Raw genomic sequence first — 16,588 nt, 5'->3', positions numbered from 1 at the left:
TTCGAACAGACAGTAAATTTCGGTGCATATTCCGCCCAATAGATAACATTGGATGATTGGATCTATTGATTATCAGTCTATTAAAAACAAATACTTTGCCAATATTTAATTTCCGATATATTTCCGTATTTATACATATTTTAGATAAAGTAAAATTAAACCATTACACATACTAACGCAGAAAAGTAAAAAATGGTTGTTGATTATGGGAAAAATCAGTCATATATCGAATGCGCTATATAATTGATTAACACAATGATGTTTTTATTCACATTTCTTCGATTTTAGGCCTGAATAAGGGCCGAAATGGCTATATTTGCCTTTATCTGTTTTCAGCAGAAAAAACTGTAAATCAACACACAAAATGACAGAGCACACGGAAAATCAGCAGGAAGGGAGAATTGTCCAGATTAATATCGAGGAACAAATGAAGACGGCCTACATCGATTACTCGATGTCTGTAATCGTGGGTCGTGCCTTGCCCGATGTGAGAGATGGTTTAAAGCCTGTTCACCGACGCGTTTTATTTGGAATGAATGAGTTGGGCAACCATAGCAACAAGCCCTACAAGAAGTCAGCGCGTGTGGTGGGTGAGGTAATGGGTAAGTATCACCCGCATGGTGACGCCTCTATCTACGATACCATTGTACGTCTGGCCCAGCCCTGGAGTATGCGTTATCCCATGGTGGACGGTCAGGGTAACTTCGGTTCCGTAGACGGTGACATGCCCGCTGCGATGCGTTACACCGAGATCCGTCTGCAGCGTATTGCGGAAGCAATGCTGGAAGACATCGAAAAAGAAACGGTAGATTTTACCAACAACTTCGACGACACGCTGGAAGAACCCACCGTGTTGCCTACCCGTATCCCGAACCTGCTGGTAAACGGCGCTTCCGGTATTGCGGTAGGGATGGCCACCAACATTATGCCCCATAACCTCACAGAGGTGGTGGATGGTGCCGTGGCTTATATCGACAACCGGGAAATCACCGTTGAAGAACTGATCAAACACATTAAAGCCCCCGACTTCCCTACCGGTGGTATTATATATGGTTTTGAAGGCGTTAAACAGGGCTTCGAGACCGGAAGGGGCAGAGTAGTGGTAAGAGGCAAGATCATGGCGGAAACGGCTAAAAATGGCCGCGAAAGACTGGTGATCTATGAACTGCCTTACCAGATCAACAAGGCGGTGCTGCACCAGAAAATCGCCCAGCTGGTCAACGATAAAATCATTGAAGGAATTACCGATGTACGCGACGAAAGTGACCGTGAAGGTATGCGCCTGGTGATCGATCTCAAGAAGGATGCTATTTCCAACGTGATCATCAACCAGCTCTATAAATACTCCGAGCTGCAGACTTCCTACGGTATCAACAACGTGGCCCTGGTGAAAGGCCGTCCGCGTATCCTTAACCTGAAGGATATGCTGGCAGAGTTCATCGATTTCCGTCACGAGGTAGTGGTAAGAAGAACACGCTTCGATCTCCGCAAGGCAGAAGAAAAAGCACATATCCTGGCAGGTTATCTCATCGCCCTGGACCACCTGGACGAAGTGATCGCCCTGATCCGTGCTTCCAATACGCCGGACGTAGCGAGAGACGGTCTGATGAGCCAGTTCGGTCTTTCTGAAATACAGGCCAAAGCCATCCTGGAATTGCGTCTGCAACGCCTGACCGGTATGGAACGTGATAAGATCCGCGCTGAATACGACGAGATCATGAAACTCATAGCCTGGTTAAAAGACGTACTGGCCGACGAAGGTCTCCGGATGAAAATCATCAAGGACGAACTGGAAGAGGTGAAAAAGAAATTCGGTGACGAACGTAAAACCGAAATCCAGTACCTCGCCAGCGAAATGAGAATCGAAGATATCATCGCAGAAGAAGATGTGGTGATCACCATTTCCCACCTGGGTTATATCAAACGTACTTCCGCATACGATTACCGTCAGCAGAAACGTGGTGGCCGCGGCGCCATCGGTGGTAAAACACGCGATGAAGATTATATCGAACACCTGTTCGTCGCTTCTACGCACCATACCATGCTGTTCTTCACCGAGAAAGGACGTTGCTACTGGCTGAAAGTATACGAAATTCCGGAAGGAGAGAAGAGCGGAAAAGGCCGCGCTATCCAGAACATGATCCAGCTGCCGGGTGACGATAAGATCCGTGCGATCATCGACATCAAGGACCTGGGTGATAAAGACTTCATCAACAATCACTATATCGTTCTCTGTACCAAAAAAGGTATCATCAAAAAAACGCTGCTGGAAGAATTCTCCCGCCCGCGTCAGAACGGCGTGAACGCTATTACCATCAACGAAGGCGATCAGCTGCTGGAAGCTAAACTGACCACCGGCGACAGCCAGATCATGATGGCTATCCAGAGTGGCCGCGCTATCCGCTTCCCGGAAAATACCGTGCGTGACACCGGTCGCGGTGCTATCGGTGTAAGAGGTATTGAAGTAGACAGCGAGAAAGACGAAGTAGTTGGTATGATTTGTGTGAACAAAGAGGACGAATCACGGACCGTGCTGGTGGTTTCTGAAAAAGGTTTCGGTAAACGTACCAATATTGAAGAATACCGTATCACCAACAGAGGTGGTAAAGGGGTGAAAACCATTAATATCACTGAGAAAACCGGTAACCTGATCGCTATTCTGGACGTAACGGAGAAACACGACCTGATGATCACCTGTAAGTCCGGTATCACCATCCGCATGGCGGTGGCCGACATCCGCGAAGCAGGACGTGCTACACAAGGCGTTCGCCTGATCCGCCTGGACGATGCTGATGAAATTGCAGCAGTTGCCCGCCTGGATGAACAGGAGGAAGAAACAGAAGAAGGAATGGAAGCTGTAGCCGGCGAAGAAGGTACTGTAGCCAACGACACTACCGAACAACAGGATACTGCAACCGCAGAAGAGCCTGAAACGCCGCAGGAATAGTTCACCACATACTGCAAAAAAAATTAACCCGCTTATGGCAGGAGATGCCCCCGCAAAGGGCGCCTCCTGCCTAAACTGATAAAAAAAATACAGCCGGCTTTAGTGGTAACGATGAGTTCGATTGTATTACTTTATCGGGAGCACCATACTCTTATTGTAATCAGCAACTAAAAACTAGAGACATGAAAAAATTATTGGTATCTCTTCTCTTTTGTACGGCCGGCGTATCGGTGATGGCCCAAAGAGCAAAAGTAAGCAGCGCAGATGAGAACCTGAAGAAACAAGATCTGGAGAAAGCCAAAGCAGATATCGATGCAGCGTTACAGAACGACAAAACCAAAAACGATGCAAAGACATGGCTGGTAAACGGCAAAATCCTCGAGGCAATGGGCACTAAACAAAAAAATGCTGCCCTGGCCCTTGACGCCTATAACTCCTTCAAAAAAGCGTTGGAAATCGATCCGAAAATGAAAGAAGCCATCCTGGAAATGGGTGGACCTATGTTCAATGTATACGCCACTGTAGCTAACGCTGGTTACGGCTTCCTCAACGAACAAAAATGGGATTCTTCTCTGGTAGATTTTAAACACGCCTTTGAAATCGCTGAATTCTACAACGGCAAAAACCTGGGCTCTACCATCCCAACAGATACCGCACTGACTTTCTACACCGGTTACGCTGCTAACCAGGCCAATAAAAAAGACGATGCATTAACCTACCTGAAAAAAGCCGCTGAGCTGCAATTCAAAGGTGAACCTGCGTTGTACGTAGTACTGGGCCAACTGTATGAAGAAAAAGGCGACCAGGCTAACTGGCTCAAAACCATCGAACAAGGTAAAGCTTTATTCCCTAAGGATAAACGCTTCAACGATATGGAAATGGCTTTCTATAGCAAAACCGGTAAAACCAACGAATTACTGTCTATGCTGGAGAAAAAAATGGCCGACAATCCTAATGACGAAGCTGCGGTACTGGACTACGCTATCCGTGTAGACAACCTGGCTAATCCCCGTGACGAAAAAGGTAACGACGCTCCTAAACCAGCTAACTACGAAGAGCTGATCGGTAAAGCAGAAAATGCCTATAAAAAAGTGCTGACACTGAATGCAAACGACGCTACTGCTAACTTCCAGCTGGGCGCACTGTACTTCAACAAAGCAGTAGTTTACAACAAACAACTGAACGAACTCGATAGCAAACAGCAGACTTCTCCTAAAGCAAAAGAACTGCAGGGTAAGGTAGAAGGCCTGATGAACCAGGCATTGCCTTTCTTCGAGAAAGCTGATGCCAGCTTCACTGCTAAAGCCAGCAGCCTTGATGCCGGTGACAAACAGACTTACGAAAGCTGCCTGTATGCACTGCAGAAAATCTACGCTATCAAAAACCAGACTGCGAAAGTAGAAGAAGTGAAAAAGAAACTGGATGCACTGAAATAGTAAATAGCATATACATTATAATTGAAAAAAAAGTCCGCCGGCAACGGCGGATTTTTTTTGTTTACAGGAGCAGGGAATTGATGTATTATGCCTTGTGCTTTATGTTTGAAGCCAAGCCTTTAAACAAGCGCTTATAATCATGTAGTCATATAAAAGAAATAGCTCCGGGGCATACCCGGAGCTATTTCTTAACTCAAACGCTGTATATAGTGAATTAAGCAGCTTTTTTAGCAGCAGGCTTAGCTTCAGCTTTTTTGTGATCGTGAGCTTTTTTAGTTGTATCTGCAGCTGGTTTAGCTTCTGCTTTAGCTTCAGTTTTAGCTTTTTCTTTTTTAGCAGGTTTAGCAGCAGGAGCCTGTGCGAAAGAAGCAGCAGAAATGCTCAGTACCAGTGCAGCAGCGATAACTTTTTTCATGATGATTGTCTTTTTAAATGATTAAAGATGTTTTGTTCAGTATTGTGATGTAAAAATAATACCAGGAGTGAAGCAAATGGGGGCTGTTTCGGTGAACAGGGTATTACTGTCGTTGAAAAAGGAAAAATGAACGGTCGTATCTGCGGATAACCGGATCAAATAGTGATGTCAATGGCTTCCTGTATCGCTTGTAAACACAGCTGTTTCAAGGTATAGAACAGTTCGTTGGCCGTATCGGCGTTGTAGTTATGTTCGTCGGTTTGTTCGAGTTGTTCCAGAATGGGATAGAGGTGTGTTTCCAGACCGGTGAAAGACACGGTTGTTTTAAGGTTATGTGCGGTAGCCCGGATACTTCCCGGATCATTGATCACGATCGCGTTTTTAAGCATGGCCAGGTCTTCCGGCAACTGGGAGATAAACTGTTGCAACATGTTCTTTTCAAAGGTTTTGTCACCCTTGGAAAGATCACGGAGGTATTGCATATTGAGCAGATGTGAATGCCCGTTTTCTGTGGTGTATGGGGCCGGCGGTACTAACTCCCGGGCGGAGAATTTGCCGGTATACACCTGTATCATGCGATAGAGGGTATTTTCATCAATGGGTTTGGAAATATAATCGTTCATGCCCATTTGCAGGCATTTTTCGCGTTCGCCTTCCATGGCATGGGCTGTCATGGCAATTACCGGGATATTGGAGTGCATTTCCTTACGGATTTTGGCTACGGCGGAATACCCGTCCATTTCCGGCATCTGTATGTCCATCAGCACCAGGTCGAACACTTGTTTTTCCAGTGCCTGCAGGGCTTCTTTACCATTGTTGACTACCTTGAATTGTAATTGCCAGCTGCTGAGTAAATGCCGTAGCAGGTTCTGGTTCATGCGGTTGTCTTCTGCCACAAGCAGCCAGGTATGTGGATGGAGCGGATGGGGTTCGTTTTCAGCGTAGTGGGTATCTGGATTTTCTGTCGTCATTTCGCCCAGGGCATAGGGTAATTCCACTTTAAAGGTGGTGCCTTTGCCAGGAAGGCTTTCTACGGAGATAAAGCCGTTTTGCAGCTCTACCAGCTGTTTAACGATGGTCAGCCCCAGCCCGGTACCACCGTATTTACGGGTGGTAGAGGCTTCTGCCTGGTTAAACCGGTCGAAGATACTGTCCAGCTGTACGGCCTCAATACCGATACCGGTGTCACTAACGGTGAACAACAAACGAACATTTTTATCTTCTGCCCATGTTTTGGTGACGTGTATCTTCACATTCCCATCAGCCGTGAATTTGATGGCGTTGCTGGTCAGGTTGACCAGCACCTGGGTAAGGCGCATCACATCACCGTAGAGGATGTCAGGAACTTCGTCCTGTATACTGATGCTGAGATGCAGGTGTTTTTCTTCCGCCTTGGCACGAAAGAGGGTATCGATGGAATGCAGTACGCCACGCAGACTAAAAGAGGTGGCCTCGATGCGCATCATACCGGATTCTATTTTGGAAATATCCAGGATATCGTTGATGATTTCAAGGAGATTGCGGCCCGCACCGGCAATAGCGTTAACATATTCTTTTGATTTGTCGTTGAGCGGCTGGGCCTGTAACAGGTGCGTGAAGCCCAGCACGGCGTTCATCGGGGTGCGGATTTCATGGCTCATATTGGCCAGGAACTGGTCTTTTATCGCAGCCAGGTTTTTCTCCTGTTGCTGTGATTCATCCAATGCTTCAATCAATTGCTCCTGCCGGTGAATGCGGCTGGTGATGTACAAAAAAGCGAGCAGACTGGTAAGACAGGCAAAGAGCACCAGCACGGTGCCCCAGCTTTGCGCTTTTTGTCCGCTGGTGTCAATGAGCCGGGTGGTACGGTTGACTTCCGTTTGCCGGGTAGTGTCCAGCTGATGCAGGATACCGGTAATCGCTTCTCCCAGTCTTTTGCCCCGCTGGTTGTTGATCATCTTTTCAGCGGCGCTCTTCCCGCTGCTGTAGAAGGTATCCAGTATCAGCAGATTGAAGCTGTTTTTCTGATCTACCAGGTAATTGAGCTGGGTAAGCAACTTTTCGGTGCTATCGTTTTTAACAATCTTATTGATTTCTTTCAGGTCGGATTTGATGATGGCTATCTCTATTTCGATACCGGTAACATGGGTGGTATCCTGTGAGATCACGGCGCCGCGTACCTTGCTGTCCGTCTTGGCGAGGGAGGTTTGCAGTTTCTGTATTTCGTTTTTTACGTTCAGCTCCTGCAGCAGTTGTTCATTACCGGAAATCAGCTTGCGGATATTCTTGGCGGAATTGAATTGCAGCACTACAAATAAAATCATTCCTGTAATAAACAGGCCTAGCAGGTAATATTTTATTCTTTTCGGCTGCATGACATTATTAACGCTGATGAAGGAAAGGCGGTTCAAAATACGATAATAAAGGTCCGCTCTGGTAAATTATGGTTCAACGGGCAATAGCTATCGGTCAAAACCGATAAATGGTCGTTAAAGTGTTAAAGAAAGTTTAATTTATTATTAAGGGCCGCTTTGTAGGTATCGGCTACCGGAATAGCGTTTTTTTGGATGATGATATTGCCGTCTTCTATACTTTCTATTTTGTCGAGGGCTACCATGTAGGAGCGGTGTACGCGCATGAACTTGCTGGGCGGTAGTTTCTCTTCCAGGGCCTTCAGCGTGGTGTGTATGGCATGGAACTTCTGTGCCGTGTATAGTTTTACGTAGTCGCCCATGGCTTCCAGGAAGAGGATGTCTTCTGTACGGATTTTTTTGAGGATGCCATTGTCGCGGATGAAGACAAATTCTGTATCGGATACCTGTATCTCGCGGTGGTTGCTGTCGATGATTTCGCGGGCTTTTTCGATGGCCTGGATGAAGCGGGCAGGGCTTACCGGTTTAATGAGATAGTCGGCTACATTCAGCTCAAAAGCCTCCACCGCGTAGTCTTTGTTGACGGTGGTGAAAATAATGACCGGCCTTTTTTTGCCCAGGTTGCGGGTCAGTTCCAGTCCACTCATACCGGGCATTTCGATATCCAGCAGCAACAGGTCTATTTTTTCCTTCTGGATAAGGTTGTAGGCCTCCATGGCACTGCTGCATTCAGCGGTTACATGCAGCTGTTCCACATGGCTGGCCAGTTGTTTCATGGCTGTGCGAGCCAGCTTATTATCGTCTACTATCAGGCAATTCATGCGGCTAATTTAGGAACAAATCGTAATATAAAATCATCTGCTCCGCAACAGGGATGCAGTTTTTCCGGGCGTGTTTTTCTTTTTAAGTTTTACATTTGCTGATATGAAATGGCTGATATACCTGTTAAGCGTTTATATCCTGGTGTTGTCCTGCATCCCCTGCGACGACGCCCGGGCAGCGGTATATCAATCGGCTGAAGTAACGGCTGCCGGTGAGCATCACCATGAGGCGGCGGATTTCTGTTCCCCGCTCTGTATCTGCAGCTGCTGCAACGTACAGGTAACGCCTGCCACTGTCATCCATTTCCCGTATATCCATCATCAGGTGCTGATAGAATTCCCTGTGCTGCGGGAAGCACAGCTCCCATTGTTGTATACCACCATCTGGCAACCGCCCCGGTTGTAATCTTCCCCGTCCTTATTGTGTTTGATGATGCGCTGATGTGATGCTTCCCGGCATGGCACGGCCACCATACCCTCTTTTATTTTATTCCAACCATTTTATGCTCGATAAGATCATTCGTTTCTCTATCAGAAACAAGCTTATTGTGGGAATCCTCACGCTGGCACTGGCCATCTGGGGTATCTTCTCACTGACACGGCTACCCGTAGATGCGGTGCCGGATATTACGAATAACCAGGTACAGGTGATCACGCTGTCACCCTCCCTGGCAGCTCAGGAAGTAGAGCGGCTGATCACGTTCCCTATTGAACAAACGATGGCCGTGATACCGGAACTGAAGGAAGTACGGTCTATTTCCCGCTTTGGCCTGTCGGTGGTGACCATTGTTTTTCATGACGATGTGGACATTTACTGGGCCCGCCAGCAGGTGAACGAGAAGCTGGGAGAGGCGAAATCCAATATCCCTCCAGGCATCGGTATGCCGGAGATGTCACCTATATCCAGCGGTCTGGGAGAAATTTACCAGTACGTGGTACATCCTGCCAAAGGCTACGAAAAAAAATACGATGCCCGCGAACTGCGCACCATCCAGGACTGGTACGTGCGGCGGCAGTTGCTCGGTACTCCGGGCATTGCGGAGGTGAACAGTTTTGGCGGTATGCTGAAACAGTATGAGGTTGCCCTCAACCCCGACAAGCTGCGTAGCCACAACCTGAGCATCAGCAACGTGTTTGAAGCGTTGCAAAAGAATAATGAAAATACCGGCGGCGCCTACATCGATAAAAAGCCCAATGCCTATTTTATCCGCAGTGAAGGCTTGATTGGCGGCATTGCCGATATTGAACGCATTGTGGTCAAAAACATTCCCAATGGAATACCGGTATTGATGCGCGACATCGGCACGGTGCAGATCGGGAGTGCCAACCGCTATGGCGCCCTTACCCGTAACGCCGACGGGGAAGCGGTAGGCGGCATCGTGATGATGCTGAAAGGTAAAAACTCCAATGAGGTGGTGAAAGCGGTGAAAGACCGCGTGGAGCAGATCCGCAAGACCTTGCCGGAAGGCGTGGTGATAGAACCGTTCCTGGACCGCAGCGATTTTGTGGGTCGCGCTATTGGCACGGTAGAGAAAAACCTGATAGAAGGGGCGCTCATCGTGATTTTTGTGCTGGTGTTGTTCCTGGGTAATATGCGGGCAGGGCTGATCGTAGCCTCCGTGATCCCGCTGGCGATGCTGTTTGCCATCGCGATGATGCATTTGTTTGGCGTATCGGGAAATCTGATGAGCCTCGGGGCCATTGACTTTGGACTCATTGTAGATGGTGCGGTGATCATCGTGGAAGCCACGTTGCATCACCTGGCGGGCCGGGTGACGGGTAACACACCGCTGAAACTCACGAAAACGGAAATGGATGAGGAAGTTTATACTTCCGCTATCCGTATCCGTAGCTCTGCCGCCTTCGGCGAGATAATTATATTGATTGTATACCTGCCTATACTGGCACTGGTAGGCATAGAAGGGAAGATGTTCCGGCCTATGGCGCAGACCGTGTCTTTCGCCATCCTGGGCGCCTTTATCCTGTCGCTTACCTATGTACCGATGATGTCGGCGCTGTTCCTGAAGCGAACGATCACCAACAAGGCTACCGTGGCGGATAAAATCATGCGGTTCTTTCATCGTATATACGATCCCGTTATCCGCATGGCCTTGGGCCGTAAGGGTATCGTGACCAGTTCAGCGGTGGCATTATTTGTGGTGGCGCTGTTCCTGTTCGGCCGCATGGGCGGGGAGTTCATCCCTACGCTGGAGGAAGGCGATTTCGCCGTGGAAACCAGGCTGCTGACGGGCAGTTCACTGACGGAAACGGTGGACAAGGTGAGCAAGGCTTCAGACATCCTTATCAAAAAATTCCCCGAAGTAAAAGAAGTGATTGGTAAAATAGGGGCTGCCGAAATACCCACCGATCCAATGCCGATGGAGGCCTGTGACCTGACCATCCTGCTGAAACCGAAGAAAGAATGGACCAGCGCTTCCAACCGGGAGGAACTGGCGAATAAAATGCAGGAAGCGCTGGAAGCCATACCGGGCGTTAGCTTCGGGTTCTCGCAACCGATACAGTTGCGTTTTAACGAACTGATTTCCGGCGTGCGACAGGATGTGGGCGTTAAAATATTCGGAGAAGACCTGCCTACGCTGGCATCGCTGGCACAGAAAATAGGCGCCATCGTGAATCGCACCGAAGGCGCACGCGACCTGTACGTAGAGCAGATTGGCGGCTTACAGCAGATTGTGGTATCTATAGACCGTAACCGCATTGCACAGTACGGACTGGATATCGCTACCGTGAATCAGGCTATCAATACGGCTTTTGCAGGACAAAGCGCCGGCCTGGTATATGAAGGTGAGAAACGTTTTGACCTGGTCGTGCGCCTGGACAAACAAAGCCGTCAGGATATCCGGGATGTACAGGGACTGTATATTACCACTCCATCCGGCAACCAGGTACCGTTGCAGCAGCTGGCTACCGTTGAATTTGCTACTGGTCCCAATCAGGTACAGCGGGAAGATGCCAAGCGGCGCATCATCGTTGGCTTTAATGTAAGAGGAAGAGACATTGCCAGTGTGGTAAAAGACATAGAGGCAGCCATTGAAAAAGAGGTGAAACTGCCTACCGGTTACTTTATCCGCTATGGCGGACAGTTTGAGAATCTCCGCGAAGCCAATGCGCGTTTATCCATTGCCGTGCCTATCGCGCTGCTGCTGATTTTTGCGCTGCTTTATTTTACGATCAGCTCCGTAAAACAGTCCTTACTCATTTTTACCGCTATCCCCATGGCCGCCATTGGTGGCGTGTTTGCGCTGTTGCTGCGGGGAATGCCATTTAGTATATCCGCAGGCGTTGGTTTTATTGCCTTGTTTGGCGTAGCTGTATTGAATGGTATTGTATTGATAGGAGAATTTAACCGGTTGAAAAAAGATGGGTTGACAGACCTGCGCGAGATTGTATTGCAAGGGACGGCTACCCGTTTACGGCCGGTACTGATGACCGCTATGGTGGCCTCACTGGGCTTCCTGCCGATGGCATTGGCCACCAGTGCCGGAGCGGAGGTACAGCGACCGTTGGCTACCGTGGTGATAGGCGGACTGGTGACATCCACTTTACTCACGTTGTTGGTGTTGCCCTGCCTGTACATCTATTCTGAAAAATTATTTCAAAAGCGTAACTCATGAATTTCCGGATAATCATATGCCTGTTATTTCCGATAACGGCATTTTCACAATCGCAACCGCTGACGATGGAAGAGGCGGTGCAAATAGCATTGGCCCAGAATAAAGGGCTACAATCGGCTTCCGCCAATATAGCGTATTACAAAGACCTGGTGCGTACCAGCGGCGAAATACCTAAAACAGACGTAGCACTGCAATACGGGCAATATAACAGCTATGTGCGCAACGATAACAATTTCAGCGTGTCGCAAAGTATTCCTTTTCCCACGGTGTTTGGTGCTAAGAAAGCCTTAGGCAACGCACAAACGGAAAAAGCAGTGTGGCAGAAAGCGGCCACTCAGAATGAACTGGTATTCCAGGTAAAGCAGGTGTATGTGCAGTTGCTGTTCCTGCGGGAACAACGCGCCCTGTTAAACAGTCAGGATAGCCTGTTCACCAGCTTCTCGCGCAGTGCGGACCTCCGTTATAAAACAGGTGAAAGCCGGCTGATAGAGAAAACAGCTGCCGAGGTACGGGTACAGGAAATACGCAATCTGCTGCGTCAGAATGAAGCCGATGAAACCATTTTTATGGCCAGGCTGCAGGCGCTGTTAGGCAGCACTACATCCGTAGCTATTGCCGGCGCCAGTATTCCGCCTGCCAGTGTAGGTATACAAGAAGACTCAATGGCGGTAGCCGATAATCCGCAGCTGCATTTTGCAAAGCAGGATATCGCGATTGCAGAAAAACAAAAGAAGGTCATCAGCAACAGCATACTGCCGGATCTTACCGTGGGATACTTTAATCAGTCGCTCATTGGTACACCGGTGAATGCTGCCGGATCACCACTGGCTACGGGTAGTAACCGTTTCCAGGGTTTCCAGGTGGGACTGGCATTGCCGCTGTGGATGGGACCTATGAAGGCCCGGGTACGTGCAGAAGAAAAACAGCAGCAGGCAGCAGGATTGTTTTACGATAACAGCGTGTTGCAATTAAAAAGTCAATACCGGCAGGCGCTACAGGAGTTTATAAAACTGCGTAACAGCCTGGATTATTATACCGGTAACGCGTTGCCGAATGCTGACCAGCTGCAACTGCAGACCGTGAAATCCTTTACGCTGGGAGATATCGGCTATGCCGAATATTTTATGAACCTGGAGAAAGTAATGGCAGTGAAGCAAGGGTATCTGCAAACAAGACATGACATCAAACAATCGGAATTATATATTGCTTACCTCAGTGGGCATCAACTTTAAAAACCAACCTCGTATGAAAAAACGTTCATCTCATATATACATAGCCGTTATCCTGCTGGTAGCCGGTATGGGCCTGGCCTCCTGCGGCAGTAAAAAAGCACCGGCAACAGCCGAAAAAGAACAAGGGAAGGAACATGACCATGAAGAGGAACCAAACACGGTAACCCTCACCCCTGAGCAGTTCAAAACAGCTGGTATTGTTTTCGGTCTTCCGGAAAAAAGAGATATCAGCAGTGCTATTAAAGTAAACGGACTGCTAGATGTACCGCCGCAGCAGGCTGTCAGCATTTCTGTGCCTATGGGCGGCTTTATCCGGCAAACCACCATGCTGCAGGGTATGCCTGTTAAAAAAGGCCAGGTACTGGCCGTATTGGAAAACATGGACTATATACAATTGCAGCAGGATTACCTGGATGCCCGTAGCCAGCTGGAATATGCCTCCACGGAGTACACCCGTCAGCAGGAGCTGTCCAGGGAGAATGTCAACGCATTGAAAACCGTGCAACAGGCTAAAGCTACCTACGAATCACTACAGGCCAAAGTAAAAGGTTTGCGGGAAAAGCTGAATCTCATCAACATCAATACTGCAGCCCTGGAGAAAGGGACCATTCAGCGGAGTATCAATGTATATGCGCCTATCAGCGGCTATGTAACGCAGGTGAACGTTAACCTGGGCCAGTTCGTAAATCCCGCTGACGTGTTGTTCCGTATTGTGAATACCGAGCACCTGCACGCAGAACTGACTGTATTTGAAAAGGATATTCCCCGGTTGAAGATAGGTCAACCGGTACGCTTTACCCTTGCCAATGAAACGCGGCAGCGGACTGCCACCGTGCATCTCATTGGCCGGGAAATAAGCCAGGAACGTACCGTCAGGGTCCACTGCCACCTGGAAGAGGAAGACACCCAGCTGTTGCCCGGTACTTATCTTCAGGCGATGATAGAAGCCGGCGCCGCTAAGGTGCAGGCCTTGCCCGAAGCTGCCGTCGTGAATTTTGAAAACAAGGCTTATGTGTTTGTAAAAGATACTGCCGGTGCTGACAGTACATTTCATTTTAAAATGCTGGAAGTGCAGCAGGGGAGTAGCGAACAAGGATATACCGAAGTTACTTTTCCCGAGGGTGTACAGCCCAAAGAAATTGTGGTCAAAGGGGCATACGACCTGCTGGCCAAAATGAAGAACAGTGGCGAAGAACATGGACATTAAACAGGTGGAAAAGCCCGGGATCATCCCGGGCTTTTTGTTGTATCATGAATGACTCCTGTTAAGCCTTCGTGGCTGCTGTTTTCAGGAAAAATTTATTCGTGCGCCAAGAGGGGAGGGAGCTGTTGCCAGGAACCCCGCGGGTTAATAACCTTCCGTTAAACCACATCTATATAATTAATAATTATGAATATTTACATATATTTGAAATTATTAATTAATAAAATGATGTCCTATATCAGATCAGTTGTTTGGTTATGTTTGTTTTTCATCCCTGCCTGTTTGTACGGCCAGGTGCCGGTAGTTACGCTGGGCCCCGCGGTAGATGAGCCATTAGATGGATGGGACAAATTGATGCAATTAAAAAACGGTCATACTTTCTGGTTACATTTCTCCAAAAAAGAAGGCCTGCGGGTAGCGGTATATAACTACAAACGGGAGTTGGTAACAACGGATTCTGTGGCTTGCAGTCTATGGGACGCTACCGACCTGGAATCAACGGAGATAGACGGGATTTATGAAATCAACGGTCAACCGGTTATCTTCCTGCAACAGCTGGTGAAGTACGTTCCGGTATTTTACCGCCTGATACTGGACCCGCAAACCGGTAAATTACTGCGGGAAGACAAGCTCGGTGAACTAGGCACTGTACAGCACCGCAGCGTTTATGTACAGGAGAACGTGGCCTCCCATGATTGTTATGTGGAGAAAGATCCCAACAGCGATTACTATGCGGTAGCTTTTTTTAATGGCGCCGAGATACAGCGCAACGACAGCGCCCGGCAGCGTATCAGGGTCATGCATTTTTCCCCTTCGCATGAACTGATCAACACCGGGATGTACTATCTGCCTGATTCGTCGTATAGCTATTTCAGTTATATCCATCTGACGGTACAGGGTAAAAATAAAGTATACCTGAGCACGGTAGGATTTAATACCAAACGGAAAGGCAATGAGCCCTGGTCCAAGGTGATTTTTTCAATGTTGTCGCCCGATTCCACCACCTTCGCGCACCACGTGCTCGCCTATACGGGCAACTACGGTGATGTAAGCGGTTACCAGGCGTACCTGCCGGCCAGGGATGAAATAAAACTGGTATTGTATGCGCCGGGACAGCGGTCAGACGGCGGCAGCGGTATCTTCCTGAATACGATGATGGCCTCTGGCAAGTTGCGCAAGCATCATGAGCTGTTCTTCCCGGAGCTGTCAAAAAATGTACGGGCCAATCTGGCTTATAAAGACGACTACAAAGGTGTACCACAACGTTTAACCTTCAGGCCTGATGGCAGCTTCACCATTCAGCTGGAAGCGCTGACCCGCTATAAGCAAGGGAATAACCAGATCAATAAGCTGCATACCAATATGGGAGATATCGGCGTGGCTACATTGGATACCTCCGGAAGAGAAGATGAAACGGTGGCTGTAGCCAAATACCAGTCCATCACCGGCGTGTGTGAGCCTTTTTCCCTGTACCGCCGCACGAAAAGCGAATGGGTGTTTCGCAACAAGATTGCTGCGCTGAATACCAACACCTACCTGTCATACGATTATGTGCAGGCGCCCAATGCTACCTTTGTATTATTCAATGATTACCTGCAATACCTCGATGGCAACCAGGACAAGGGGAAGAAACCGCTGAAATACATATCAGACGCTAACTTCGTTTGTTACCGGTTCTATAACAACAAAAGCGACCGGCTATTCCTGTTCGGAGCGCCGGAAGTTACCAAAGGTTACTATTGTATGATGGGGGCATCAGACTATGACGCCAGTCAGCGTGTATACGCTACCGTGATGATCAGCCGTAAGGGCACGGAAAAGAAAGCTTGTGTGGCCTGGATACAATTTTAATGATCAGGCGGGTGAATAACCTTCCGGGAGCGTACCCAACCTGAACTGGTTGACCGCATTATGCGCCAGCCGTGTAGGTTCCGGGAGCCGGTATTTGCGGATGCATTGTTCAATGAGGGCGAGGCTGCCCGGCACATCGATCAGGTGTCCGGGGGATACGAAGATGGGTTTTACCTTTTGTTTGCTGCGTAATACGGTGCCCATCACCACACCCTGTCTATCTACCAGCGGTGTATGGGCGCCCTGCTTTTCTCCGGGTTCTTCGTATATGCCATACAGTTTTTTCTTGGCGCTGCCCACGGTCACCTGGCCTGTCTGCACCCCAAAATGGGAGGCGATGCCCATGCGTCGCGGATGTGCGATGCCATGCCCGTCTACTACCAGTACATCGGGTTTTTGCGGAAGCTGTTGCCAGGCATCCAGCAGGGCCGGCACTTCGCGGAAAGCGAGGAACCCCGGCACATATGGAAAGGTGACCTCCTTGCGTACAAGGCTGTATCCAACCGGCTCCAGGCTGGGGAAACGCAGCAGTACGATACCTGCATATACGGTGGTGCTGAATTTATTAAACGAGATATCTGCGCCGCCAATCAGTGCTATCTTCCCGTTGAAAGGCGCCGTGATCACTTTATTGCGCATCTCCTGCTGTAGCAGGGTGGCTTCCGGCACGGTGAGGGTATTGTAATCTTTCATGCA

11 protein-coding genes are annotated in these 16,588 nt (G+C 48.7%); 7 read left to right on the top strand and 4 right to left on the bottom strand.

The window, feature by feature from the left end:
• Nucleotides 1-364: 364 nt before the first annotated feature.
• Entirely contained in the window at nucleotides 365-2,947 is a 2,583-nt protein-coding gene (gene gyrA, locus ICL07_RS23480) for a DNA gyrase subunit A (protein ID WP_188090481.1), read from the top strand.
• Nucleotides 2,948-3,129: 182 nt separating this feature from the next.
• On the top strand, nucleotides 3,130-4,383 hold the full coding sequence (locus tag ICL07_RS23475; protein WP_188090480.1) for a tetratricopeptide repeat protein: 1,254 nt from the start codon (nucleotides 3,130-3,132) through the stop codon (nucleotides 4,381-4,383).
• A gap of 214 nt (nucleotides 4,384-4,597) precedes the next feature.
• On the opposite strand, the gene ICL07_RS23470 is transcribed toward ICL07_RS23475, so the two are convergent.
• From ICL07_RS23470 to ICL07_RS23460, 3 genes are all read right to left on the bottom strand, one after another.
• On the bottom strand, nucleotides 4,598-4,798 hold the full coding sequence (locus ICL07_RS23470; protein WP_188090479.1) for a hypothetical protein: 201 nt from the start codon (nucleotides 4,796-4,798) through the stop codon (nucleotides 4,598-4,600).
• Between the two features lie 155 nt (nucleotides 4,799-4,953).
• Nucleotides 4,954-7,101, bottom strand: a complete 2,148-nt coding sequence (locus ICL07_RS23465; protein WP_188090478.1) for a response regulator — start codon at nucleotides 7,099-7,101, stop codon at nucleotides 4,954-4,956.
• A gap of 173 nt (nucleotides 7,102-7,274) precedes the next feature.
• The gene (locus tag ICL07_RS23460) at nucleotides 7,275-7,970 is read right to left on the bottom strand and encodes a LytR/AlgR family response regulator transcription factor (protein WP_188090477.1); all 696 of its coding nucleotides are present in this window, start codon (nucleotides 7,968-7,970) and stop codon (nucleotides 7,275-7,277) included.
• Between the two features lie 103 nt (nucleotides 7,971-8,073).
• Between ICL07_RS23460 and ICL07_RS23455 the strand changes: the two genes are divergently transcribed.
• The 5 genes from ICL07_RS23455 to ICL07_RS23440 all read left to right on the top strand — a co-directional run bounded on the left by ICL07_RS23455 (nucleotide 8,074) and on the right by ICL07_RS23440 (nucleotide 15,892).
• Nucleotides 8,074-8,376: a DUF6660 family protein gene (locus ICL07_RS23455; protein WP_188090476.1), complete on the top strand. Its 303-nt coding sequence runs from the start codon at nucleotides 8,074-8,076 to the stop codon at nucleotides 8,374-8,376.
• Nucleotides 8,377-8,473: 97 nt separating this feature from the next.
• Complete coding sequence (locus tag ICL07_RS23450) at nucleotides 8,474-11,605, top strand: efflux RND transporter permease subunit (RefSeq protein WP_223152068.1); 3,132 nt, start codon at nucleotides 8,474-8,476, stop codon at nucleotides 11,603-11,605.
• A complete protein-coding gene (locus ICL07_RS32330; RefSeq protein ID WP_223152067.1) occupies nucleotides 11,602-12,837 on the top strand; it encodes a TolC family protein in 1,236 nt (411 codons plus the stop codon). The genes ICL07_RS23450 and ICL07_RS32330 overlap by 4 nt, the downstream gene beginning before the upstream one ends.
• Nucleotides 12,838-12,850: 13 nt before the next feature.
• The gene (locus tag ICL07_RS23445; protein WP_188090475.1) at nucleotides 12,851-14,044 is read left to right on the top strand and encodes an efflux RND transporter periplasmic adaptor subunit; all 1,194 of its coding nucleotides are present in this window, start codon (nucleotides 12,851-12,853) and stop codon (nucleotides 14,042-14,044) included.
• A gap of 222 nt (nucleotides 14,045-14,266) precedes the next feature.
• The gene (locus ICL07_RS23440) at nucleotides 14,267-15,892 is read left to right on the top strand and encodes a hypothetical protein (RefSeq protein WP_188090474.1); all 1,626 of its coding nucleotides are present in this window, start codon (nucleotides 14,267-14,269) and stop codon (nucleotides 15,890-15,892) included.
• Nucleotides 15,893-15,895: 3 nt separating this feature from the next.
• On the opposite strand, the gene nfi is transcribed toward ICL07_RS23440, so the two are convergent.
• Nucleotides 15,896-16,585, bottom strand: coding sequence for a deoxyribonuclease V (gene nfi / locus ICL07_RS23435; protein WP_188090473.1), 690 nt, complete (start codon nucleotides 16,583-16,585; stop codon nucleotides 15,896-15,898).
• Nucleotides 16,586-16,588: the final 3 nt, after the last annotated feature.

Origin of the sequence: Chitinophaga qingshengii, from assembly GCF_014529935.1 — a bacterium.
In the GTDB taxonomy this organism is placed as follows: Bacteria; Bacteroidota; Bacteroidia; order Chitinophagales; family Chitinophagaceae; genus Chitinophaga; species Chitinophaga qingshengii.
Note: the sequence above shows the minus strand (reverse complement) of the source record. Positions and strands in the feature narration are given on the sequence as shown.

What these genes read in the sequence shown, in the direction of transcription:
- ICL07_RS23445 (WP_188090475.1), top strand. Translation starts at nt 12,851, where the DNA reads ATGAAAAAACGTTCATCTCATATATACATAGCCGTTATCCTGCTGGTA.
- gyrA (WP_188090481.1), top strand. Translation starts at nt 365, where the DNA reads ATGACAGAGCACACGGAAAATCAGCAGGAAGGGAGAATTGTCCAGATT.
- ICL07_RS23470 (WP_188090479.1), bottom strand. Translation starts at nt 4,798, where the DNA reads ATGAAAAAAGTTATCGCTGCTGCACTGGTACTGAGCATTTCTGCTGCT.
- ICL07_RS23465 (WP_188090478.1), bottom strand. Translation starts at nt 7,101, where the DNA reads ATGATTTTATTTGTAGTGCTGCAATTCAATTCCGCCAAGAATATCCGC.
- ICL07_RS23450 (WP_223152068.1), top strand. Translation starts at nt 8,474, where the DNA reads ATGCTCGATAAGATCATTCGTTTCTCTATCAGAAACAAGCTTATTGTG.
- ICL07_RS23440 (WP_188090474.1), top strand. Translation starts at nt 14,267, where the DNA reads ATGATGTCCTATATCAGATCAGTTGTTTGGTTATGTTTGTTTTTCATC.
- ICL07_RS23460 (WP_188090477.1), bottom strand. Translation starts at nt 7,970, where the DNA reads ATGAATTGCCTGATAGTAGACGATAATAAGCTGGCTCGCACAGCCATG.
- ICL07_RS23455 (WP_188090476.1), top strand. Translation starts at nt 8,074, where the DNA reads ATGAAATGGCTGATATACCTGTTAAGCGTTTATATCCTGGTGTTGTCC.
- ICL07_RS23475 (WP_188090480.1), top strand. Translation starts at nt 3,130, where the DNA reads ATGAAAAAATTATTGGTATCTCTTCTCTTTTGTACGGCCGGCGTATCG.
- nfi (WP_188090473.1), bottom strand. Translation starts at nt 16,585, where the DNA reads ATGAAAGATTACAATACCCTCACCGTGCCGGAAGCCACCCTGCTACAG.
- ICL07_RS32330 (WP_223152067.1), top strand. Translation starts at nt 11,602, where the DNA reads ATGAATTTCCGGATAATCATATGCCTGTTATTTCCGATAACGGCATTT.